The organism is Nonomuraea sp. PA05 (assembly GCF_008086045.1).
Classification (GTDB): domain Bacteria; phylum Actinomycetota; class Actinomycetes; order Streptosporangiales; family Streptosporangiaceae; genus Nonomuraea; species Nonomuraea monospora.
In genome coordinates, this window is sequence record NZ_VSEY01000036.1 from 91,794 (window position 1) to 112,287 (window position 20,494).

Consider the following 20,494-nt stretch of genomic DNA (forward strand, 5'->3'; position numbering starts at 1 on the left):
ATCTGCGGCCAGTCCGTCTTTCTCCGGCGTCGCGCGGCGTGCAGGTCGGCCGTCGCGTCCGCGCCCGGGGCGTGCAGGTCGGCTGTCTCGTCCGCGCCCGGGGCGTGGGGGAGGCAGGACGAGGACGGGCTCGGCGATGGGTAGGGTTGGGCGGGTGTCTGTCGCGCGCCGAGGTGTCCTGCTGGGTGTGGCCGCGTACGTCCTGTGGGGTCTGTCCGCCCTCTACTGGCCGCTGGTCGAGCCCACCGGCTCCCTGGAGGTCCTGGCGCTGCGCGCGCTCTGGTCACCGGTGGCGATCGCGCTGCTGGTGCTCGCGCTGGGTCGCCGCAGCCAGCTGGCCGCGCTCCTGCGCCGCCGTCGTGACCTGCTTCTGCTCACCCTGGCCAGCGCGCTGACCTCGGTCAACTGGGCGTTGTTCATCTGGGCCACGATGAACGGGCACGTCGTCGACGCCTCCCTCGGCTACTTCATCACGCCACTGGTCAGCGTCGCCCTGGGGGTGGCGGTCTTCGGCGAGCGGCTGAGCGGCCGCCAGTGGACGGCCATCGGTCTGGGCGCCGCCGCCGTCCTCATCCTCACGGTCGGCTACGGCGGCCCGCCTTGGATCGCGATCGGCCTGGCGCTCACCTTCGGCGGCTACGGCCTGATCAAGAAGCGGGTGGCCGTCGGCGCCATCGAGGGACTGATGGTGGAGACGGCCGCCGTGTTCCCGCTCGCCCTGGCGTACACGGTGTGGCTGCAGGCCACCGGCCAGGCCACATTCGGGCACGTGTCGGCGGGCAACACCCTGCTCGGCATCGGCGCCGGCTTCGTGATGGTGGTGCCGATGCTGCTGTTCAGCGCCGCCGCCACCAAGATCCCGCTCAGCCTGACCGGCATGCTCCAGTACATCGAGCCCATCGTGCAGTTCCTGGTAGGCCTGCTGGTCTTCAAGGAGTCGATGCCCGGCAGCCGGTGGGCGGCGTTCGGGCTGCTCTGGGCCGGTCTGGCGGTGCTGGTCGCGGGCGGGCTCAGGCCACGGGATCGGCCTGGCGCGGCTCGTCGTCCAGCTCCACCGCGCTCCGCTCGATCATCTCGAACTGGCGCATCAGGCGTTCCAGATCCGGAGGCGAGACGGTGAACGTGTCGTGCACCGCCTCGCCGGCGGCCGTGTAGCTCAGCTCGTGCCCGCACACGCCGTCCCACAGCCCCGTGATGACGCGCATGGGCGAGGGCAGGCGGTCCACGTGCACGCGGCGCACCTTGACGCCGGCGGCGACCTGCTCGCGGGCCAGCGCGTCGAGGTCGTCGGTCCACTCGTGATAGATGAACACCCGCCTGATCTGCACGCCGCGCGCCAGCGCCTCCAACTGCGCCCGCCAGTACTGCCTGCCGACCGGCTCGCGCCACCAGGCGAGGTCCACGGAGGGGACGCTGGTGACGCACATGTGCTCGCGCGCCTGGCTGATGAGCCGCAGGAACACCTCGTTGTCGCCGTACGGGGCGCGGAAGTGGCCGCGTTCGAGGTCGGCGAGCGTGCGCAGGCACTCCTCGAACGCGGCGCGGCAGGCATCCTCGGCGGGCGTGCCCTTGTAGTCGCGTTCGACGTGCTTGACCGCGCGCAGCATCGGCTCCATGAGGTCGGGCAGCCACGGGACCTTGTCGATCGTGGCCACCATCTGGCCGACCCTGGTCTCGTGGTCGATCCGGCGCTTCTCCTGGATCAGCGACTGGATCTGGAGGGTGATGACGCCGCCGATGAGCCCGGCGACGGTGCCGAGTGCCTGGGCGGTGTCCTCGCGTACATAGAAGATCACGCCGAGGAGCACGGACAGTCCCGTGCCGACGAGCAAGATGGGGTCGACGGCGAGCGGCGACTTCTTCTTGGGCGACTTCACCAGGACTCCCGAGGGCGGGCAAAGGGGGACACATCAATATAGTCGATCTTGTTTGGTGTGGCGCGGGTCGCGGGGGCTGCCCGGCATCCTTGGGAAGTTTCCCCGTGGGTGTCCGGTCGCGCGGCTGCCGTTCGTCACTATGGTGAACCGCCATCTGAACGAGGAGCGCGACATGAAGTACATGATGTTCGTCTGCAGCGACAGCGAGCCCGACACCGACCAGCGGGACCTGCCCGACATCGAGGCCTGGGTGGCCGAGAACGACAGCCGGGGCAGGCGGCTGCTCGGGTCGCAGCTCGCTCCGGAGTCCTCCGCGACCACGGTCCGCGTACGAGAGGGCGAGCTGATACTCACCGACGGCCCGTTCGCCGAGACCAAGGAGCTGATCGTCGGCTTCGACCTGCTCGAATGCGCCGACCTGGACGAGGCGATCGAGGTCGCCCGCACGCATCCGATGGCTCGGCACGGGCGGCTGGAGCTGCGCCCGCTCGCCGATGGCGGGCAGTGAGAGCGTCCCTGGAGGCGTTGGCGGCCGATGCCTACCCGCGCATGGTCGCCACGCTGATCCGCGTCACCGGTGACTGGACGCTGGCGGAGGACTGCGCGCAGGAGGCGTTGGCGGCGGCCGTGCAACGGTGGCCGCAGGAGGGCGAGCCGGACAATCCGGGCGGCTGGCTCATGACGGTGGCCCGCAATCGCGCGCTCGACGCACTACGCCGCGCCTCCGTCGAGCGCCGCAAGCTCGCGGAGGCGGCGACGCTCGCGCTGACCGAAGCGGACGAGGCCGCCTGGACGGAGGAGGCCGCGTGGAAGGAGGAGGTCGTGGACGACCGGCTGCGGCTCGTCTTCACGTGCTGTCATCCGGCGCTGGCGCTGGAGTCCCGCGTGGCGCTGACCTTGCGGACGATCTGCGGGGTGCCCGCCGCGGACATCGCACGCGCCTTCCTGGTCACCGAGCCGGCGATGACGCGCCGCCTGACCCGGGCCAAGAGGAAGATCGCCGACGCGAGGATCCCGTACCGGGTGCCGAGCGGATCCGCGCTGGCCGAGCGGCTGCCGAGCGTCCTGGCGGTGCTGTATCTGCTGTTCACACAGGGGTACAACGCCGACGGCCGGCCCGCGTTCGCCGAGGAGTCGATCCGGCTGGCCAGGCTGCTGCGCCGGCTGATGCCGGGACAGGGCGAGGTCTCGGCGCTGCTGGCGTTGTTGCTGTTGCAGCACTCCCGGCGGGACGCCCGGCAGGACGCCGCGGGCAACCTGATCCCCCTCGACCGGCAGGACCGCTCCCGCTGGGACGAGGCGGCGATCGCCGAGGCCCTTGACCTGCTGCCCGGAGCGGAGCGGAACAGCCCGTACGCGCTGCAGGCCCGCATCGCCGCCTGCCACGCCACCGCCCCGTCGGTGCCCGGCACGGACTGGGCGGAGATCGCCCGCTGCTACGACGCGCTGGCCGGGATTCGCTCCACACCCGTGGTCGAGCTGAACCGCGCCGTCGCCCACGGCTACGCGCACGGACCACGGGCCGGGCTGGCGCTGCTGGCCAAGGCGCAGGAGGGCGGCACGCTGAACGGCCACCCGCTCGCCATCGCCGCAGAGGCCGACCTGACCGCCCGGCAGGGCGATCGCGACCGCGCCGTTGCCCTGTTCCGCCAGGCGGCCGCCGCCGCCCACACCGAATCCGAACGCCGCGCCCTGCTTGACCGCGCCGCCGAGACCGGATGCCAGGCACCGCCGGACCGTGCCGCCGAGACCGAACGCCAAGCGCCGCCGGACCGTGCCGCCGAGACCGAACGCCAAGCGCCGCCGGACCGTCCTGCCGAGACCGGATGCCCGGCGCCGCCGGACCGTGCCGCTGCGACCATACGACAGGAGCCGGGCTCATGATGAGCGCTGAGGCCGAAACGCTGCTCGCCTTCCACAACAGCCAGCGACAACACGTCCTGGGCATACTGAAGGGCCTGAGCGAGGCGGACCTGCGGCGCCCCGTACTGCCGTCGGGCTGGAGCTGCCTGGGCCTGGTGCGGCATCTCGCGCTGGACGTCGAGCGCTACTGGTTCCGCGCCGTGGTCGCCGGTGACCGGGCACTGATCGACGACCTGGACCGGACCGGTGACGCCTGGCAGATCGGCGCAGAGGAGTCCGCCGAATCGGTCCTTGACGGTTACCGCCGGCAGATCGAGGCCGCCGACGCCGTCATCGCCGCCACCCCACTGGACGCGGCGCCCGCGTGGTGGCCGGACCGGTTCGCCGACTGGCGCCTGCATACGCTGCGGGAGGTCATCCTGCACGTCATCACCGAGACCGCCTGCCACGCCGGCCACCTCGACGCGGCCCGCGAGCTCCTGGACGGCGAGAGGTGGCTGGTCCTGACGTAACACACCCCGGTGCCGCTACAGCTCCCGCACCTGACCGGACGGCAACACCTGGCACACCGCCGGGCCGCGGGTCAGTTCCGCCTTCGCCTGAATGGCGAGGTCAGGCTCGCCGTCCGGGCCAGCACCCGTGCCCGGCGTAGTACGGCAGCGCCCCGCCCGCTCGTATCCTCCCGCCCCGCTCCTTCGTCCACTGGCAGCAGGACGGCATCTTCCACCAGCTCACCAGCCTGCTCCGCCGATCCGTCCGCACCACAGCCTGGCGTGACCCCGAGCCCACCGAATGCGTGATCGACGCCCAAGGCATCAAACCTCCACCAACGTGCCCCGCGCCCACCGGGGCTACGACGTCGGCAAGAAGATCGCCGGTCGCAAACACAGCATCATCACCGACAGCCTCGGCCTCCTCGCGGTGCTCGTCACCGCCGCCACCGACCAGCCCGCCTTCACGGGCAGGACGCCATCGTCCCAGCCACAGCCGGACAGCTTTTGTGCCATGGTGACCTCACGACTTGCTGGCTCGCACCCAGCTCAACGTGCCAGGAAGCCGAGCCCGGAGCGTGGAGCTCCGCGTCCCGCGTGCCTGTGCCGACAAGCGAGTCAAGAAGCCGAGGTGGCGCTCGCCTCGGCCGCGCGGCGGCAGGCTGGATGATCGAAAGGTTAGTTCTTTCCGCTGGACCGCAGTGCGCTGGACGCGTGGGCGTCCGGACGGCGTCCGGCCACGAAGCTCGGCTGGGCTCGTGCAGTGGGGCGCGGTGCGCATGCTCGGGTGCTCATGACCGACGACCCGCTGGCCGTTCCGCCGGGCGCGATCGCGTTCATGGCCGGACAACTTTCAGGGCATGTGGGAGCGAGGTGCGCCAGTACTTGGCGGCCCAGTCGCGCGGACGGCGTCGAACTCTCCGCGCTCTCAGTCCTCACCACCGAGCGCGGTCAGCCCTGATCGCTGCCACTCAGAGATATTTCGGGACAACGAGAAGGCTTCGGGCCCTTATGGTGGCGTCTCGGACCTCTCGGAAGAAGCCGTCGAAGGACCTGATCTGCACGAGGCCTTGGACCGCGCCCACGCTGACGGCCTGGCCTGCGCGATCCTGGACGGCAACCTCCAAGCACCCTCGACACCCAGCGGGCCCCCTGCCCGCCCTCGCCGACAGCGTTCCCAGGATGAGGACAGCTCATTGATGGCCCTGGCCTCGGTCTGGTCGAACATCGCGCGAACCGCTGCCACCCCGCCGGTAGAGAATCTTCAGATGAAGCGACACAAAATCTTCCTCAGCGTTCGTGCGGACACCGACGAGGCGCTGGAGCAGGTCGCCGCACGCGTCGGACAAGCAATGACCTGCACTTTCGTCCGAGGTGAATTTCAACGGTGGCACGCACAAGTAGCGGAGGTCTTCGGCCTCAGACTCGCCCTGGTGGGCGAGTACGGAATCAGTGACAAGAAGGTGGCCAAACTCGTCGGCGTAGTCGCCGAGAAGGGCTTCCGCCACGCCCTGGACGGCGACGGTCCGATCGAGTACGAGCGAGTGGACATCAGTGCGTACGTGGTCGATCTGCTGACCATCCGCACCGGACTCCGGTGGTACCGGCCTACCGCGGAAGATCTTGCCGCCGAGGGCGCGGCAGCCCGCGGGATCGACGACTGGCATGGGCAGGTCGGCCCTCAGGAGGGCGAAGGCTGGTGATGGTGGCCCACGCTTGGAGGCGCCGGTTCACCGCGTGATGCCCAGCCCGATCCTTTCGGGAGGTCTTGGTGCGCTGGAAGGTGATGCCCGACACCAAATCCCTTTGTCAGCAGGCTCTCTGGGGCTGGGCTACTCGCGTGGGACCTCAGTGACACTTTCGAGTACGAAGGTCTGCACATGGTCGATGGCTGCCCCCAGGGCGTCCTTCAGCGGGGCGATGTCGCGGGCGACCTGAGCGAGGAGCATGCCGCCCTGAAAGGCGGACAGCAGGAGATGGGCCAGCCGGGTGGGATCGGCCTCAACGCTGAGGCGGCCGAGCCTCTGCATCCGTTCGAACCCCTCCCGGAAAACGTCTCTCCACTGCTCGAACGCGTTCGCGAGCTCCGCGCGAACGTCGAGGTCGGTCCTGATGATCTCGCTGGCGAGCGAGCCGAGGCTGCAGCCTTCCTGGCAGGAGCGCTCGTAGGCGATGTAGAAACCCGCCCACTCCCGCAGCGAGCCGAGGCTTTCAAAGCGGGTGAACCGCTCACTGCGATGGAACGTGAGGACGCGCTCCGCCTGCCATTCGATGACCGCGAGGACCAGGCTCTCCTTGGTCGGGAAGTAGTGGTTGAGCTGTGACCCGCTGATGCCCGCCGCGCGACGGAGCTGCTCGTTGCTGGTCGCGTGGACGCCGTTGGTGTAGATGAGCTCCGCGGCGTGCTCGAGGATGCGGGCTCGGGTGGCCTGCCCCTTGTTCGTGAGCTTCTGCGGCACCTGGGCTTCCGTTGCGGCTTCCATGACCACACGATAACCCAGATTGGGCTTGACAGCCCATATCTGCGACATGTTAACTGCCGTTAGTGGGCTGGCAAGCCCAAAAAGGGGCTTGCCAGACCGGCGAGCATGTACGGAGGCGCACCCATGAAGGCGATCGTCGCGATGGATCAGGCCGTCGAAGCGGCCGGCATCACACTCGCGGAGCGGCCCGAGCCGACGCCGGCGATCAACGACGTCGTCGTCGCGGTCCACGCGTCGGGCTTCGTCCCCGCGGAGTGGGAGTGGCCCTCGACATGGGTCGATCGCTCCGGCCGCGAGCGCGCCCAGGCGATCATCGGCCACGAGGTCGCCGGAGTGGTCTCTTCCCTCGGCTACGGCACGACGGGGCTCTCACTGGGACAGCGGGTGTTCGGGATCACCGACTGGCACCGCGATGGAACGCTGGCCGAGTTCGTGGCCGTGGAGGCACGCAACCTCGCGCCACTGCCAGGAGACGTCGACTTCACGGCGGGTGCGAGCCTGCCGATCTCCGGCCTGACCGCGTGGCAGGGCCTGTTCCAGCACGGTCGTCTCCGGGCCGGGCAGAGCGTCCTTGCCCACGGCGCCGCCGGTGCGGTCGGATCCATGGTGACGCAGCTCGCGAAGGAGTCCGGCGCCTACGTCATCGGCACCGGCCGGGCGGCGGACCGCCAGGCGGCGCTCGACTTCGGCGCGAACGAGTTCCTCGACCTCGACCACGAGAAACTTGACGACATCGGCGGGGTCGACCTGGTCTTCGACGTCATCGGCGGTGATGTCCAGAGGCGCTCGGCGAGCGTCGTCCGGCCTGGCGGGACGCTGGTGTCGGTGGTCGGGCCCGTTGAGGCTCGCCCTGCCGACGGCTTGGCGGTCGACTTCGTCGTGGAGTCCGTTCCGAGTCAGCTCGTGGAGATCGTAGAGCGGGTGCGAGACGGGCGCCTACGCACGCACATCGGAACCGTCGCGACTCTCGACGACGCCGTCTCCGCGCTCAACCCGACAGAGCGGCGCAAGGGTAAGACCGTCATTCGTGTGCGGCCCTGAGCGGAACCCCATGCTGACACCTGCTGCTCCTGCTCCATGTCAAGCAGGAACTCGTCGGCGAAGCCCCAGGCCCAGGCTCACCGGGTTCGACCGAGGCAGCGATCGGATGGCCGGTGGCCCGGTAGTGCGCCGCAAGGTCCTCGATGGCGTGTCGCCTATCACGAGGTATACCGGATGTAACTCACAGTGGTGCGCCGGAATCACCTGGGAATTCGGCTGCATAGGCGGCCAGAGCGGCTTCGAAGTCCACGTTGTGTTTGATGGCCATGCGGTACTTACGGCGAAACCCGCCGCTCAAACGCTCCTTTCCGGCCAGAACCGAGTCGACGAGCCGCGCCACGTCGGCAGGTTCAGGCAGTACGCCCAGCTCAAGGTCGTGGTAGGTGTAGGCGTAACCGCGCGCGGCACCGGGCTCGTTGACGTCGAGCAACGCCCACCCGTGTTCCTCGTCCCATTCGAGGCTCATCCTGACGGAGTTCTCGAAGTCCGGGATATGCCAGTAGGGGTCCAGGAGCGAGATCCCCAGGCCACGCTTCAATTTGCCTGGCTCCCCGGCCGGTGCGGCACCTCCGTTTTCGACGCCCACGGCCGTCAGCGCGTTCGCTACAGCCCGGCCGTAACTGATGGCGTCGGCGCGTTTCCGTTCGCCCATGACCACGGTCCTTTCAACGCTGATCGCCTGGTTGCCTGCATTGAGTGGTGTAGCGCCATGGTGCCGGAGCATCGACCCGAAAGTGTACGAAACCGTGAGCGCTTCGGCGGGCCGTTTCCGGCCCTCGCCGACCTACGGGCGCACGCGCCGCTCGACCCATTCACTGACTCCCATCGCTCAAGGGACGCCGCCCGCGGAGTTTGGCGGCGTCTGGATGATCCAGATCCTCCAGTATCCGCAAGGCATCGCGCCAAAGTCGATCCGCTCCGCCGCGATCACCTGAAACCAGAAGATTCTCACTTAGCTGAGCAAGGGTGTCAGCCTCGTTGTATCGGTCACCCAGACACCTATAGAGATGAACCGAACGCTGATAGCAGGCCGTTGCCTCCGCGTAATCGCCCAGGTAACGATGAGCCAGCCCAAGGCTGTTATACGTGTTGGCTTCCCCGTGACGATCGTCGATCTCAAGATGCAAATCAAGCGCACGCGTGCAACTGTCGATGGCCAGACCATAATCGCCCAGAAGTACCTGGTACCAGCCTGTCGCGTTCAACGCCCTGGCCATCCCCGCCCGATGGCCTGCTCGCTCGAAGAGCCGGAGAGATTGCAGCGCGCAGTGCAACGCCGCGTGGTGATCCTGTTGAAGGACGTGCACGGCCGACAAGTTCCCGTATGTGTGCGCCTGACCCACCACGTCATGCTCGGCCGCATAGACATCGAGAGCGGCAGAATAATGATGGTGGGCGTCGTCGTACTCGGTGAGCCGCAGATGTGCGCGCGCGAGATTCCGGAACGCCGCGGCTTGCCCCAAGGGGTGGTCACTGCGCTCCGCGGCCTCGATGGCCAGGCGCTGACAGGAAAGCTGGTCCTTCCAGTGGCCCTGCCGATCCAGGTAATCGGCAAGACTCCACGCCAGTTGCCAGACGTGCTCGTCCAAGGCGAGCTCAATGGCCAGGTGGACAGCCGCGAGGAGGGCGTCATGCTGCGCCGTGAACCATGAGAGGGCCTCGTCGTGATCGGCGAACGGTTCCAGCCGCACGCCGGGAAGAACCGGAGGCAGGACGATCGGATCGCGGTGCGGGCTCAGCAACTGCGCGGCGTCGTGCGCGCTGTGCAAGTAGTGCTCAAGCGCTCGGCGTGCGGCAGCGCGCCGGTCAACCGGAGCGTCGACGGCTTCCGCCAGCTCGGTTGCGTAGGTACGCAGAAGATCATGGACGGTGAAGCGGCCAGGACGATACTCGTCGATCAAGTGCATGTCGGCCAATTCGGCCAGTTGAGCCTGCACATCCTGCAGCCGCGCCCCGGTCAGTGACGCTGCCACCGCCGCGGTGAAATGGGCGCCCGGGCAAAGGCTGAGCATGCGGAACAACCGAGCAGCCGGCTCGCTCAGCGCCCCGTAGGACCAGGAGAACACCGTACGCAAACACGTCGCCGCATCACCGCAATCGAACGCGGCGAGACCGGCCTTCAGCTGATCGACGATGGCTCTGAGCGGGAACTCATGCTGCACAGCGCCCCGGGCCGCGGCGATGGCCAGGGCAAGAGGCAAGCGCCCGCACGCCGTGATGAGTGCCTCAACGGCCGCGGGGTCGGCCCGCAGCCGTTCGCGATCAATGCGGCGCGCCAGCAGTTCGTACGCCTCATCAGTCGTGAAAAGGGCGAGCCGCAGGAGACGAGCGCCTTCGGTGGCGACCAGGCTGGACATCTGACGACGGCTTGTGACGACGACCAGGCATCTCCCACCGCCGGGCAGCAGCGGACGCACCTGCTCAGCGTCACGGGCGTTGTCCAGCAGAATCAGCACCCGCCGATGCGCGAGCACACTCCGGAACTGCGCAGCCGCCCGATCCGGATCAGCCGGTATCTGCTGGGAGGGGACATGCAGGGCATGGAGAAATCCGCGCAGCGCATCGGCGGCTTCCACCGTGTTCGCGAGTCCATACCCACGGAGATTGACGTACAGCAGCCCATCGGGGAATCGGTCGCGGACACGGTGCGCCCAGTGCACCGCGAGTGTCGTCTTGCCGATACCCGCCGTTCCCGCGATGGCCACGACGGTGGCGACGGGCGGCGCGCCGTCATCGGGCAGAAGGGCATCGAGATGTTTCACATGCTCTTCGCGACCGGAGAAACCGACGATGTCGGCCGGAAGCTGCATCGGTGGCAGGGACGCGACGCCGGCCCGGTCAAGTGATGGGGGCTGAGCGACGAGGGAAGGATCCGCCCGGAGAATCGCCAGCTCCAATCGGATGAGCTCCTCTGCCGGGTCGAGACCCACCTCCTCCCTCAGCCTGTTCTTCATCCGCCTGTAGCACTCCAGGGCCTCGTCGCTTCTCCCCTCCCGGTGCAGGGCCAGCATGAGCTGACCGGTGATCCGCTGCCGGTACGGGTATGCGGACGCCAGAGCGGAGAGCCTGCCGATCGCGGAGCGGTGCCGGCCGAGCCGTAGTTCGGTGTCCATCTGGTCCTCGATCGCCCGTAATCGCAGTTCGGCCAGCTCCTCACGCAGATGCTCAGCCGCGACCTCATGCGTGAGACCATCGCCGCGCCACAGGCTGAGTGCCTCGGAGTACAAGGCCGCCGCCGTGCTGTCGTCGGCGTCTCGTGCGCTGGCGAGCAGATCGCGAAATCGGTGCACGTCAACGCTGGCCCGATCCACCGTCAGGCGGTAGCACGGACCTTCGCGTTCAATGTTGAGTGCCTGATCGATCGTGCGCAGTCGCGCACGCAGCCGGGAGATCAACGACTGGACGGTGCGCCGGGCGGATTCCGGGGCCTCCTCCGCCCAGGCCAGTTCGACCAGTCTGTCGATGGGAACCCAGCGGTTGGCCTCCAGCAGCAGCACAGCGAGCACAAGGCGTTCCTTGCGTGAACCCATGGGAATACGTCGCCCGGCGGCGAAGATCTCCATCGCGCCGAGAAGCCGGAATCGCATCAAAGACCTACCTCAACAGCAGATTTCTTCTCTCATCCGACCGGACCAGGCTCGCGGGTGGCGCGTCCGCCCCGCGAGAGGCTCACCGGGGCCGGGTAGCGGTGCGTCTTCACGTACGCCTTGGGCGGAGTGCTGCTGACCCACTCCTTGTAAAGCACGGCGGCCTTGCCCTTCAGGTAGAAGCGGCCCGGGGTGTCGTCGTGGCGGGTGAACTGGATGACGGCGTCCTTACGGCCCAGGCTGAGCGGCTGGTGGAAGTAACCGAACCGGAACGGCTTGACCGCGCGGCCTCGCAACTCGCGGGCGATGGAGTCAGCGGCGTGGGCAGCCGACGGCATACCGCTCTGGCAGGTGCCGTGGATCGCCCCCCAGGCCTGGCGGGCCGCCGCGGCGTCGCCGATCGCGTAGATCTCCGGGTGGGACAGCGACCGCAGCGCCGGGTCGACCAGTATGAGGCCCTTGCGGTCGACTTCGATGCCGGACTCGGCGGCGAGCGCGTGAGCCTTGACGCCGGCCGTCCAGAGGCTCACGTCCGCCGGGATCAGGCGGCCGTCGGCCACCTCGACGCTGTCCGGCAGCACCTTGGTGATCCGCGCGCCGGTGTGGACAGTCACGTCAAGCCGCTCGAACACGGAGTACAGGTAGGCGCGCGCCTTCTCACCCATCATCCAGCCGGGCTGCTCCGTGCTGATGAGGGACACCTTCAGGTTCGGGTGGTTCTCGGCGATCTCGGTGGCGGCCTCGATCCCGGTCAGCCCGCCACCGCAGACGGCGACGGTCCCGCCGTTCTCCGCCAGTGACGCCAGGCGCAGCGCCATGGAGCGGGCCGGCCGGGGGCCGTTCAACGTGTAGGCATGGTCGTCGGCGCCGGGGACGACGCTCGTGTCGGTGTAGCTGCCGAGCGCGTACACCAGCTTGTCGTAGGGCAGCGTCCGCGCGCTGTCGCCCGCGTTGACCGTGACCTCGCGCCGCGTGGTGTCGATGGCGGTGGCCCAGCCCCGCACGAAGGTCACGCGCTCGCCGACCAGTTCGGGAATCCGGAAGTCGGCCAGCTCATGGCCCGCCGCGACCTGGTGCATGCGCAGCCGCTCGGTGAACCGCTCCGACGGGTTGACCAGAGTGATCGACACGTCCAGCTTCCGGGTGCGCAGCGCCAGTCGTACCGCGCACATCACCCCGGTATAGCCGCCGCCGAGGACAACGATGTTCTTCACGGGTTTCTCCCTGCTTTCGTCGTTCTTGCAGGTCGAAACGCTACGGGCGCGGCACCGCCCGGGGTATCGGACGTCTTCCCTATATGTTCAGCCGGAGCCATCGGGCACTGTCTCACACGTCGATGAGCACCCCGATCCGGCTTCTGCAACACCATCCGGCGAACGTCACATGATCGAGAAGAGACACGCCTTATCGGCGCTGCTGGGGACCGCCGTGGCAGAGGACGGTCTCCACGTTCTCATGATCCGTCATGCCATCGGGCACGCCGGCGCCGCACCTGCCGCACCTGCCGGAGCCGCCGCCGACCACGCCTGCGGCTCGTGCCGACCGGCGCAGGCTTCTGGTATAGCTGCTGGGCATGAAATTTCGCGCTTTATGGGGCTTCATAGCACTGCTGAGTGGCCTGTTAATCGTGCAGGCGCCAGCTGCCGCGGCGGACACCACCCTACGGACGCTGGCCGCCGCCCGGGGCATCAAGATAGGCACAGCCGTGGCCGCCGGACCGCTCACCGGCGAGCCCGGATACCAGGACAAGGCACGCTACGAGTTCAACAGCCTGACCCCTGAGAACGCCATGAAGTGGTCCTGGGTCGAGGCCGAGCGGGACGCCTACACCTGGGCGGATCCCGATTCCGTCGTCGGTTTCGCCCAGGCCAACGGCCAGGCTGTACGCGGCCATGCCCTCGTGTGGCACAACGCCGTCCCGTCGTGGGTGACCGGCGGCGCGTTCACCGATGCTCAGCTACGCGACCTGCTCAAGAAGCACGTCGAGACCATGACGAAGCGCTACGCGGGCAGGGTCGGCGTGTGGGACGTGGTCAACGAAGCAGTGGCGGAGGACGGCACGCTACGCGACAGCTTCTGGCTGCGGCGCCTGGGCGAGAGCTACATCGCCGACGCCTTCCGCTGGGCGCGGGCGGCGGACCCGTCGGCCAAGCTCTACATCAACGACTACAACGCCGAATGGGACAACGCCAAGAGTGACGGCCTCTACACGCTGGTCAAAGGCCTCAAGGCGAGCGGCGTGCCGATCGACGGCGTCGGCTTCCAGACCCACGCCACGACCAACAGCGGGCTGACCCAGCTCGCAGCCACCCTGCAGCGTTTCGCGGCCCTCGGCTTGGACGTCGCCGTCACCGAGTTGGACGTGCGCATGCCGCTGCCGTCCGACGAGACCAAGCTCGCCACCCAGGCCACCCTCTACGAGCGGGCGGCCAAGGCGTGCCTGGCCGTGGCCCGATGCGTGTCGCTGACCGTGTGGGGCTTCACCGACGCGCACTCGTGGGTGCCGGACGCGCTGCCCGGCTGGGGAGCCGCCACCATGCTGGACGCCGGCCTCCAGGCCAAGCCCGCCTATGACAAGGTGCACGCCGCCCTGGGCGCCCGTGACTTCCGCAGCACCGCCGTGGCGTCGCACTCGGGCAGATGCCTGGCCGTACCAGGGGGGGACCACCGCCTCCGGGACCCAGCTCATCCAGTACGCCTGCGGTGGCGGGAGCGAGCAGGCCTTCACCTTCAAGCGGGCCGGCGCCAAGATCTACACCATCGTCAATGTCAAGAGCGGCAAATGCCTGGCCGTCTCCGGTGCCGGCACGTCCAACGGTGCGGCAGTCGTGCAAGAGTCCTGCGCGGGTACGGCGGCGCAGAGGTTCGAGCTCAAGCTGGTCTCGGGCACGCAGGGCTATCTGCTGCGGCCCACGCACAGTTACAAATGCGCAGAGGTCACCGGGGCGCAGACCGCCAACTCGGCGAAGGTCGTCCAGAACGCCTGCCAGGCCGATCCTCTGGTGAAGAAGAACCAGGTCTGGCGCCTGTCCGGGGTGCCCGGCCACCTCTAGTGCTCCGGTGACTGTTCGCGATCATGGCGCTGTGGTTGCTCAGATGAGCGCGTGCGGCCCATCGGCAGGCGGACGCTGATCCGGGACAGCGCGGCGCCGCACCGCGGGAGGTCGCCCCTTCAGCCGTATTCTGTGCCGCGGCCGAAACCGACGGCGTCCGCCCTCATCGCCGTCCCGGCGGCGTGGTAGTGGGCATGGGCGGTGGACCGCCGCTTGACCTGCATAGACGACATATCGGTCAGCCGACTGCAGATTTCTTGCAGCAGATCTGCATCGCCTCCTTGCGATGCTGAGCGAGCAGAAACTTGCTGCGTGCACCGAACGAAGAAGGACGCCAAGTGTCGATCAAGCGCGCTGTGCCCCTGTCGGTCGCCGGCTCTCGCCGCGGCGGGGCTCGGCCTGACCTCTACCTCCGCTTCGGCGCGCCCGGCGGAGTTCCCTGCCACGGGGACACCGCCGGCCTGTTCATCACCTGGCTGGACAACAGTGGCAAGCCGACGCTCTGAGCCACTGATGGGGCGAGGGCCGGAACGGGCCCGCCCTGTCAGCCGTTGCCGGTGATCGGCCGTTCGACGAACGTTTCCTCTCCCATGCCGGGCCGGCGCCGGTGACGCGACCGACCTGGCGCCCCACCTGGGCGAGCCCGCCCCGGGACAGCCGGGCTCCGGCGTACGGGCGGATAGGCGAGGTCAACGCCGCACGCTGCCGGACGGCGACGTGCGCAAGGGCAGGCGGATCCTGTCGCGTCCCGCGGCGGAGCCGATGATCAGCAACCGGCTGACGCCCGAGCGGACCGCTGCCCGCACCGTGATGGGCCGCGACCGCGTGCACATCTCTTACGGCCGGCAAGGACGCGGCCGGGGATTCGGCGTCGGCGGCCCGTGCACGTCTTCCACGACTTCCGCAGACCCCTCTACCAGGCCATCGACGCCTGACCACCACTCGACTCGCACAAGGAGCAACGCACCATGTCCGTCACCCTCTCCGACCAGGACAAGATCACCCTGTGGACCGGCGCGTGGGGCGCAGTCTGGCTGATCAGCGCCGCCAGTGCCGGCGGCTCCGCGCACCAGGCCGGCACCGACGGCTCTCTCGCCCTCACCACTGCCACCGGCCTGGTCGGGCACGTGCTGGCCAGGAAGCCGAAGGGCGCGCAACTGGGCGGCAAGTCCGTCGCCGCGCTCGCTGACCAGACGCTGCCCGCGCTCACCGCCGCCATGGGCCTGCTCAGCGAGCACGACCCGGCGGAGGCGAGCAACTACCGCTCCACCGTCCTGGTCGCCGTCGAGGCCGCCATGCACGGCCAGCGGTCCGGCCCGGCAGCGGCGGAGATGGCCCGCAAGATCGCCGCAGCCCTCGACGCCGCCGAGCAGGACCGCCCGGAGTTGTGGAAGATCATGCAGAAGATGGTCGAATCCGGCTTCGTCGGCGTGGAGTTGCGCGTGCACGACGAGCACGGCGAGTGGAGCGGCAGGGCCGGGGCACGCGAGCTGGGCGGGACGGAGCAGCCGCCGATGAACGGGCACGTGCGGATCGGGAGCAACACCAAGACCTTCACCGCGGTCCTGGTGCTGCAACTGGTGGCTGAGGGCAGGGCCGGGCTGGACGCACCAGTAGATGACTACCTGCCCGAGTTCGGCCTGGACCGCCGGATCACCGTACGCATGCTGCTGCAGCACACGAGCGGCATCTTCAACTTCACCGGCGAGTACTACCCCGACGGCACGTTCGCGCCGGGGATCGCCGCCACCAACACGGGCAAGGAGTGGGTGGACAACCGCTTCAAGACCTACCTGCCGGAGGAATTGGTACGGCTGGCGGTGTCCAAGCCGGCGCGGTTCGAGCCCGGATCGGACTGGAGCTACGCCAACACCAACTACGTGGTCGCCAGGCTGCTCATCGAGAAGATCACCGGCAACTCCTACGCCGAGGAGATGCGGCGGCGGATCCTGGAGCCGCTCGGGCTGACCGGCACCAGGGCGCTGACTACGGAGACCGACATCCCCGAGCCGCACTCCCGCGCCTACTACCGCTATGAGGAGGACGGCCAGGAGACGACCGTCGACGTCACCCGCCAGAACCCCTCGTGGATCTCCAGCGGCGGCGACATGATCTCGACGAGCCGGGACCTCCACACGTTCGTCTCCGTGCTGGCGAGCGGCGGGCTTCTGCCCGCCGAGCTGCTGACCGAGATGTGCGTGCCGTACCCGGGGATCGGTTACGGACTGGGGATCATGGTGCAGGAGGCCCCCGGCGGCGGCACGGTCATCACCCACAACGGCGGGATGGCGGGCCACGCGGCGCTGATGTACAGCTCGCGGGACGGCGGCACGACGCTGACGGCGGCGCTCAACTACGTGGACGACGCGGCGATGTCGCTGGGCCCGGTCTTCCAGGAGGTCACGCAGGAGCTCGTCAAGGAGGTCTTCGGCGGAGACGCCGGGCAGTGAGGCGACCTGCCCGCGGCCGAGGCCATGGGCTCGGCGACCAGGTTCCGGGCCTTCCTGAGCTCTCCCGGAAGGGGCGTACCCGGGCGCATGCCGGCCCGGGCGATCCTCCTCGCGACGCCGGCTGAGGCGAGCGCCACCCGAAGCCCGCAGAGCATCTGCGGCGCGGGCTTCGGTATCGTCTCCGGCGGCGTCAAGGCCGTCAAGACTCGGGACGGTCGCCGCTGTGCCTGATCCGGACTCCCGACGCAGGCGAACGCGCCGGGCCGGACCCTGCCCTATCGAGCCAGTGGGGTCGGACGAGAACGGCCGGCCACGCCATCGCCGCCAGCGCGATCGAGGATCAGTGTGCGGCCCGGCAGAGAAGGCGTCGGAGACCTTATCCGTCAGAAATCGGGAAAGATCAGATTCCGGAGCTCCGTCCGCGCCATCCTTGGAGGGTGCAGACGACTGACCTCCTTCACTCCCTCTATGCCCGGCGCCTGCGCCGTCAGGTGATGGCAGGCCCCCTGCCCCGCCACGTCGGCCTGATCATGGACGGCAACCGGCGCTGGGCCAAGCAAATGGGCATGGCCAACCCGAGCATGGGCCACAAATACGGCGCCGACCACATCGAACACGTGCTGACCTGGTGCGAAGGCCTCGGCATCCAGCACCTGACCGTCTTCCTCTGCTCCACCGAGAACCTCCAGCGCCGCGGCGACGAGGAGGTGGCCTTCCTGCTGAAGGTGATCGAGCAGATGGTGGCCGACCACTTCGACCGCCCCGACGCCCGCTGGCGGGTGCACGTCGCCGGGATGCTCGACATCCTGCCCGACACGACGGCCCGCGCGCTCAAGAGCGCCGTCGAGGCCACCCGCACCTGCGACACCGGCTTCCACCTCACCCTGGCCATCGGGTACGGCGGCCGCCAGGAGGTGATCGAGGCGCTGCGGGAGCTGCTGTACGAGCGGGCCGAGGCCGGTCAGTCCATGGTGGAGCTGGCCTCGACGCTGACCGTGGACGACGTGGCCCGCCACCTCTACACGGCCGGGCAGCCGGATCCCGACCTGGTCATCAGGACGAGCGGCGAGCAGCGCATGTCGAACTTCCTGCTCTGGCAGTCCGCGTACTCCGAGCTGTACTTCTGCGAGGCGTTCTGGCCGGCGTTCCGTGAGATCGACTTCCTGCGCGCGCTGCGCAGCTTCGCCGACCGCCAGCGGCGCTACGGCGGCTGACCCAGGGCCGCTGACGAAGGGCGGCTGACGAAGGTGGCTGACAAGGGTGGCCGATCCGGGCGGCTGACCTGGCATAAATGGGTTGCCGGACGGCCGGCGCGGCTGGTGAGGTGTCCCGGTGAATCGTGAAGAGGTACTGGCCGCGTTCGACCGGGAGCTGCGGCGGGAGGCCGTCGCCGACGACCCCGGCGCCGAGGTGGAGCACGACGGCGACGTGGTGCGTCAGGTGGGGCCGGAGGACGGCTGGAACGGCGTCCTCTGGTCCGGTCTGCGCTCCGGCGAGGACGCCGACGCCGCCATCGCCGCGCAGGTGAAGCACTTCGGGGCGCTCGGCCGTCCGTTCGAGTGGAAGGTGTACGGGCACGACCGGCCCGCCGACCTCGGCAGCCGTCTCCTGGCCGCCGGTTTCACCCCGGAACCGGTGGAGTCGCTCATGGTGGCGCAGGCCGTCGGCATCCCTGACGCGCCCGTCCCCGACGGCATCCGGCTGATCCCGGTGACCGGCCAGGACGGCGTGGAGCTGGTGGCCGACGTGCACGAGGCGGCGTTCGGCGCGGCTCGCGTGCACATCAGGGAACGGCTGCACGCCCAGCTCGCCGCCGGGACCGTCGTCGCGGTCGTCGCCATGGCCGGCGACGTGCCCGTCAGCGCCGCGCGCATGGATCTGCACCCCGGCACCCGGTTCGCGAGCCTGTGGGGCGGCGGCACCGTGCCCGAGTGGCGCAGGCGCGGCGTCTACCGGGCGCTGGTCGCCTACCGGGCGCGGGAGGCGGTGGCGCGCGGCTTCGAGTATCTGCAGGTGGACGCCACCGACCAGAGCCATCCCATCCTGCTGCGGCTGGGCTTCGCCGAGCTCACCACGACGACGCCGTACGTCCATCCTTGAGTACCCTTGACCTGCCCGTCCTTTTCCTTCCAGGAGTGCGTCACGAACCCGCGAGAGCTCGGCCTGCTGGCCGACTGTGAGAGCTGCTTCGGGCTGTGCTGCGTGGCGCTGCCGTTCTCGGCCTCGGCCGACTTCGCCGTCGACAAGGCCGGCGGACAGCCCTGCCACAACCTGAGCGACGACTTCCGCTGCTCGATCCACACGCGGCTGCGGGAGCGCGGGTTCCCCGGGTGCACGGTGTTCGACTGCTTCGGGGCGGGGCAGAAGGTCTCGCAGGTCACGTACGAGGGGCGGAGCTGGCGCGAGGAGCCGGGGACGGCCCGGCAGATGTACGCGGTGTTCCCCGTCATGCGGCAGCTCCACGAGCTGCTGTGGTACCTGGCCGAGGCGCTGACCCTGGAGGCGGCGCGGCCGGTGCACGACGCGTTGCGGTCGGCCCTGGCGGAGACCGAGGGGCTCACCAGGGAGAGCGCCGACGTGCTGGAGAAGCTGGACGTGGCGGCGCATCGGGGCGCGGTCAACGGGCTGCTGCTGCGGGCCAGTGAGCTGGCGCGGGCCGGGTTGAAGGGGAAGGAACGCCGGGGGGCCGATCTGATCGGGGCGCGGTTGAGGGGGGCCGGGCTCCGGGGGGCGAACCTTCGGGGGGCCTACCTGATCGGGGCTGATCTGCGGGGGGCCGATCTGCGGCAGGCGGATCTCATCGGGGCCGACCTGCGGGGTGCCGACCTGTCGGGCGCTGATCTCACGGGGTGCGTTTTTCTGACTCAGGCGCAGGTCAACGCCGCCAAGGGCGATACGGCCACGCGGCTGCCCGCGTCGCTGGCGCGGCCCGCGCACTGGACGGAGGGCGGCGCGGCCGAGCGCGCGGGAGGCGGCCGGGGGCGTCGCTCAGCCGACGGCGGTGGCGGCGAGCGCGCCGCAGGTGGCCGGGGCCGCCGTCCGCGTCGCCGCTGACGCCGCACCGCCCCGCGCGCGTCAGGGCGCGCCCGTCGTGTCCCCCAGTGATTCGAGCAGGTCGCGCAGCGTCCCCGCGAGGGCGTCGCGCTGCTCGGCCGTGAGCGCGGCGAGCACCCGGTGCTCCGTCGCGACATGATCCGGCAGCACCCGCTCGATCAGCGCGAACCCCTCCTCCGTCAGCGTCACGTGCACGACGCGCCCGTCCGACTCGCTGGGCGTGCGCGTCACCAGCCCGCGCGCCTCCATCCGGTCGAGCCGCTGCGTGACGGCCCCCGAGGTGATCATGGACGCGCGCATCAGCTCGGCCGGGGTCAGCCGGTGCGGCGGGTCGCTGCGCCGCAGCGTGGCCAGAACGTCGAACGAGGCCGAGTCCAGCTCGTGAGCCGCGAACGTCCGGCGCAACTCGGCGTCGATCAGCCGGTGCAGCCGCGCCAGCCGCCCGACCACCCCCATCGGGGTGACGTCCAGGTCGGGACGCTGGTCGTGCCACTGCTTCAGGACGAGTTCGACATGATCGGCCACCGCCTCAGCCTACCGATGTCTTAGCGGTGAGGTAAATGTAGTGACAGATATCTTAGCGTTGAGGTACTTT

General features: G+C 69.3%; 18 protein-coding genes and 1 pseudogene. 13 read left to right on the forward strand and 6 right to left on the reverse strand.

Translation table 11 applies throughout. The features are described from left to right. Positions 1-154 precede the first annotated feature (154 nt). Positions 155-1,120, forward strand: coding sequence for an EamA family transporter RarD (rarD, locus tag FXF51_RS43285; RefSeq protein WP_262380210.1), 966 nt, complete (start codon positions 155-157; stop codon positions 1,118-1,120). On the opposite strand, the gene FXF51_RS43290 is transcribed toward rarD, so the two are convergent. Beyond that, positions 1,011-1,877 (reverse strand): hypothetical protein, encoded by an 867-nt coding sequence (locus FXF51_RS43290; protein ID WP_148440601.1) that lies wholly within the window; start codon positions 1,875-1,877, stop codon positions 1,011-1,013. The genes rarD and FXF51_RS43290 overlap by 110 nt on opposite strands. A gap of 172 nt (positions 1,878-2,049) precedes the next feature. On the opposite strand from FXF51_RS43290, the gene FXF51_RS43295 reads away from it, so the two are divergent. The 4 genes from FXF51_RS43295 to FXF51_RS43310 all read left to right on the forward strand — a co-directional run bounded on the left by FXF51_RS43295 (position 2,050) and on the right by FXF51_RS43310 (position 5,934). Further along, a complete protein-coding gene (locus FXF51_RS43295) occupies positions 2,050-2,385 on the forward strand; it encodes a YciI family protein (RefSeq protein ID WP_148440602.1) in 336 nt (111 codons plus the stop codon). After that, the gene (locus FXF51_RS43300) at positions 2,382-3,761 is read left to right on the forward strand and encodes an RNA polymerase sigma factor (protein WP_262380211.1); all 1,380 of its coding nucleotides are present in this window, start codon (positions 2,382-2,384) and stop codon (positions 3,759-3,761) included. Before FXF51_RS43295 ends, FXF51_RS43300 begins: the two co-directional genes overlap by 4 nt. Further along, complete coding sequence (locus FXF51_RS43305) at positions 3,758-4,252, forward strand: DinB family protein (protein WP_222871720.1); 495 nt, start codon at positions 3,758-3,760, stop codon at positions 4,250-4,252. The genes FXF51_RS43300 and FXF51_RS43305 overlap by 4 nt, the downstream gene beginning before the upstream one ends. Positions 4,253-5,430: 1,178 nt before the next feature. Further along, the gene (locus tag FXF51_RS43310; protein WP_148440604.1) at positions 5,431-5,934 is read left to right on the forward strand and encodes a hypothetical protein; all 504 of its coding nucleotides are present in this window, start codon (positions 5,431-5,433) and stop codon (positions 5,932-5,934) included. Positions 5,935-6,063: 129 nt separating this feature from the next. Here the strand turns inward: FXF51_RS43310 and FXF51_RS43315 are convergent, their stop codons facing one another. Next, entirely contained in the window at positions 6,064-6,714 is a 651-nt protein-coding gene (locus FXF51_RS43315) for a TetR/AcrR family transcriptional regulator (protein ID WP_148440605.1), read from the reverse strand. A 123-nt stretch (positions 6,715-6,837) separates the two neighbouring features. Here FXF51_RS43315 and FXF51_RS43320 point away from each other — a divergent pair, with 123 nt between their 5' ends. Then, positions 6,838-7,755, forward strand: a complete 918-nt coding sequence (locus FXF51_RS43320; protein ID WP_148440606.1) for an NADP-dependent oxidoreductase — start codon at positions 6,838-6,840, stop codon at positions 7,753-7,755. Positions 7,756-7,936: 181 nt separating this feature from the next. On the opposite strand, the gene FXF51_RS43325 is transcribed toward FXF51_RS43320, so the two are convergent. The 3 genes from FXF51_RS43325 to FXF51_RS43335 form a co-directional block, all read right to left on the reverse strand. Then, complete coding sequence (locus tag FXF51_RS43325) at positions 7,937-8,479, reverse strand: DUF6292 family protein (protein ID WP_148440607.1); 543 nt, start codon at positions 8,477-8,479, stop codon at positions 7,937-7,939. A gap of 88 nt (positions 8,480-8,567) precedes the next feature. Continuing rightward, positions 8,568-11,342, reverse strand: coding sequence for an AfsR/SARP family transcriptional regulator (locus tag FXF51_RS43330; protein ID WP_148440608.1), 2,775 nt, complete (start codon positions 11,340-11,342; stop codon positions 8,568-8,570). A 32-nt stretch (positions 11,343-11,374) separates the two neighbouring features. Further along, positions 11,375-12,556 (reverse strand): NAD(P)/FAD-dependent oxidoreductase, encoded by a 1,182-nt coding sequence (locus FXF51_RS43335; protein WP_262380212.1) that lies wholly within the window; start codon positions 12,554-12,556, stop codon positions 11,375-11,377. A 359-nt stretch (positions 12,557-12,915) separates the two neighbouring features. On the opposite strand from FXF51_RS43335, the pseudogene FXF51_RS43340 reads away from it, so the two are divergent. From FXF51_RS43340 to FXF51_RS43360, 7 genes and pseudogenes are all read left to right on the forward strand, one after another. After that, positions 12,916-13,917: pseudogene (locus FXF51_RS43340) on the forward strand (endo-1,4-beta-xylanase); the annotation flags it as partial. After that, the gene (locus tag FXF51_RS63945) at positions 13,913-14,395 is read left to right on the forward strand and encodes an RICIN domain-containing protein (RefSeq protein WP_411268424.1); all 483 of its coding nucleotides are present in this window, start codon (positions 13,913-13,915) and stop codon (positions 14,393-14,395) included. The pseudogene FXF51_RS43340 and the gene FXF51_RS63945, both read left to right, overlap by 5 nt. 338 nt (positions 14,396-14,733) lie before the next feature. Beyond that, entirely contained in the window at positions 14,734-14,901 is a 168-nt protein-coding gene (locus tag FXF51_RS61270) for a hypothetical protein (protein WP_187414901.1), read from the forward strand. A 462-nt stretch (positions 14,902-15,363) separates the two neighbouring features. Then, a complete protein-coding gene (locus FXF51_RS43345) occupies positions 15,364-16,845 on the forward strand; it encodes a serine hydrolase domain-containing protein (protein WP_262380213.1) in 1,482 nt (493 codons plus the stop codon). Positions 16,846-17,339: 494 nt separating this feature from the next. Further along, positions 17,340-18,059, forward strand: coding sequence for a polyprenyl diphosphate synthase (gene uppS, locus FXF51_RS43350; RefSeq protein WP_148440652.1), 720 nt, complete (start codon positions 17,340-17,342; stop codon positions 18,057-18,059). A 118-nt stretch (positions 18,060-18,177) separates the two neighbouring features. Then, the gene (locus FXF51_RS43355; protein ID WP_148440610.1) at positions 18,178-18,945 is read left to right on the forward strand and encodes a GNAT family N-acetyltransferase; all 768 of its coding nucleotides are present in this window, start codon (positions 18,178-18,180) and stop codon (positions 18,943-18,945) included. A gap of 6 nt (positions 18,946-18,951) precedes the next feature. Further along, complete coding sequence (locus FXF51_RS43360; protein WP_148440611.1) at positions 18,952-19,899, forward strand: pentapeptide repeat-containing protein; 948 nt, start codon at positions 18,952-18,954, stop codon at positions 19,897-19,899. A 21-nt stretch (positions 19,900-19,920) separates the two neighbouring features. Here the strand turns inward: FXF51_RS43360 and FXF51_RS43365 are convergent, their stop codons facing one another. Beyond that, a complete protein-coding gene (locus tag FXF51_RS43365) occupies positions 19,921-20,424 on the reverse strand; it encodes a MarR family winged helix-turn-helix transcriptional regulator (protein WP_148440612.1) in 504 nt (167 codons plus the stop codon). Between the last annotated feature and the right edge of the window lie 70 nt (positions 20,425-20,494).

What these genes read in the sequence shown, in the direction of transcription:
- uppS (WP_148440652.1), top strand. Translation starts at nt 17,340, where the DNA reads ATGGCAGGCCCCCTGCCCCGCCACGTCGGCCTGATCATGGACGGCAAC.
- FXF51_RS43330 (WP_148440608.1), bottom strand. Translation starts at nt 11,342, where the DNA reads ATGCGATTCCGGCTTCTCGGCGCGATGGAGATCTTCGCCGCCGGGCGA.
- FXF51_RS43325 (WP_148440607.1), bottom strand. Translation starts at nt 8,479, where the DNA reads ATGCTCCGGCACCATGGCGCTACACCACTCAATGCAGGCAACCAGGCG.
- FXF51_RS43345 (WP_262380213.1), top strand. Translation starts at nt 15,364, where the DNA reads ATGTCCGTCACCCTCTCCGACCAGGACAAGATCACCCTGTGGACCGGC.
- FXF51_RS43305 (WP_222871720.1), top strand. Translation starts at nt 3,758, where the DNA reads ATGATGAGCGCTGAGGCCGAAACGCTGCTCGCCTTCCACAACAGCCAG.
- FXF51_RS63945 (WP_411268424.1), top strand. Translation starts at nt 13,913, where the DNA reads ATGACAAGGTGCACGCCGCCCTGGGCGCCCGTGACTTCCGCAGCACCG.
- FXF51_RS43315 (WP_148440605.1), bottom strand. Translation starts at nt 6,714, where the DNA reads ATGGAAGCCGCAACGGAAGCCCAGGTGCCGCAGAAGCTCACGAACAAG.
- FXF51_RS43310 (WP_148440604.1), top strand. Translation starts at nt 5,431, where the DNA reads ATGGCCCTGGCCTCGGTCTGGTCGAACATCGCGCGAACCGCTGCCACC.
- FXF51_RS43320 (WP_148440606.1), top strand. Translation starts at nt 6,838, where the DNA reads ATGAAGGCGATCGTCGCGATGGATCAGGCCGTCGAAGCGGCCGGCATC.
- FXF51_RS43295 (WP_148440602.1), top strand. Translation starts at nt 2,050, where the DNA reads ATGAAGTACATGATGTTCGTCTGCAGCGACAGCGAGCCCGACACCGAC.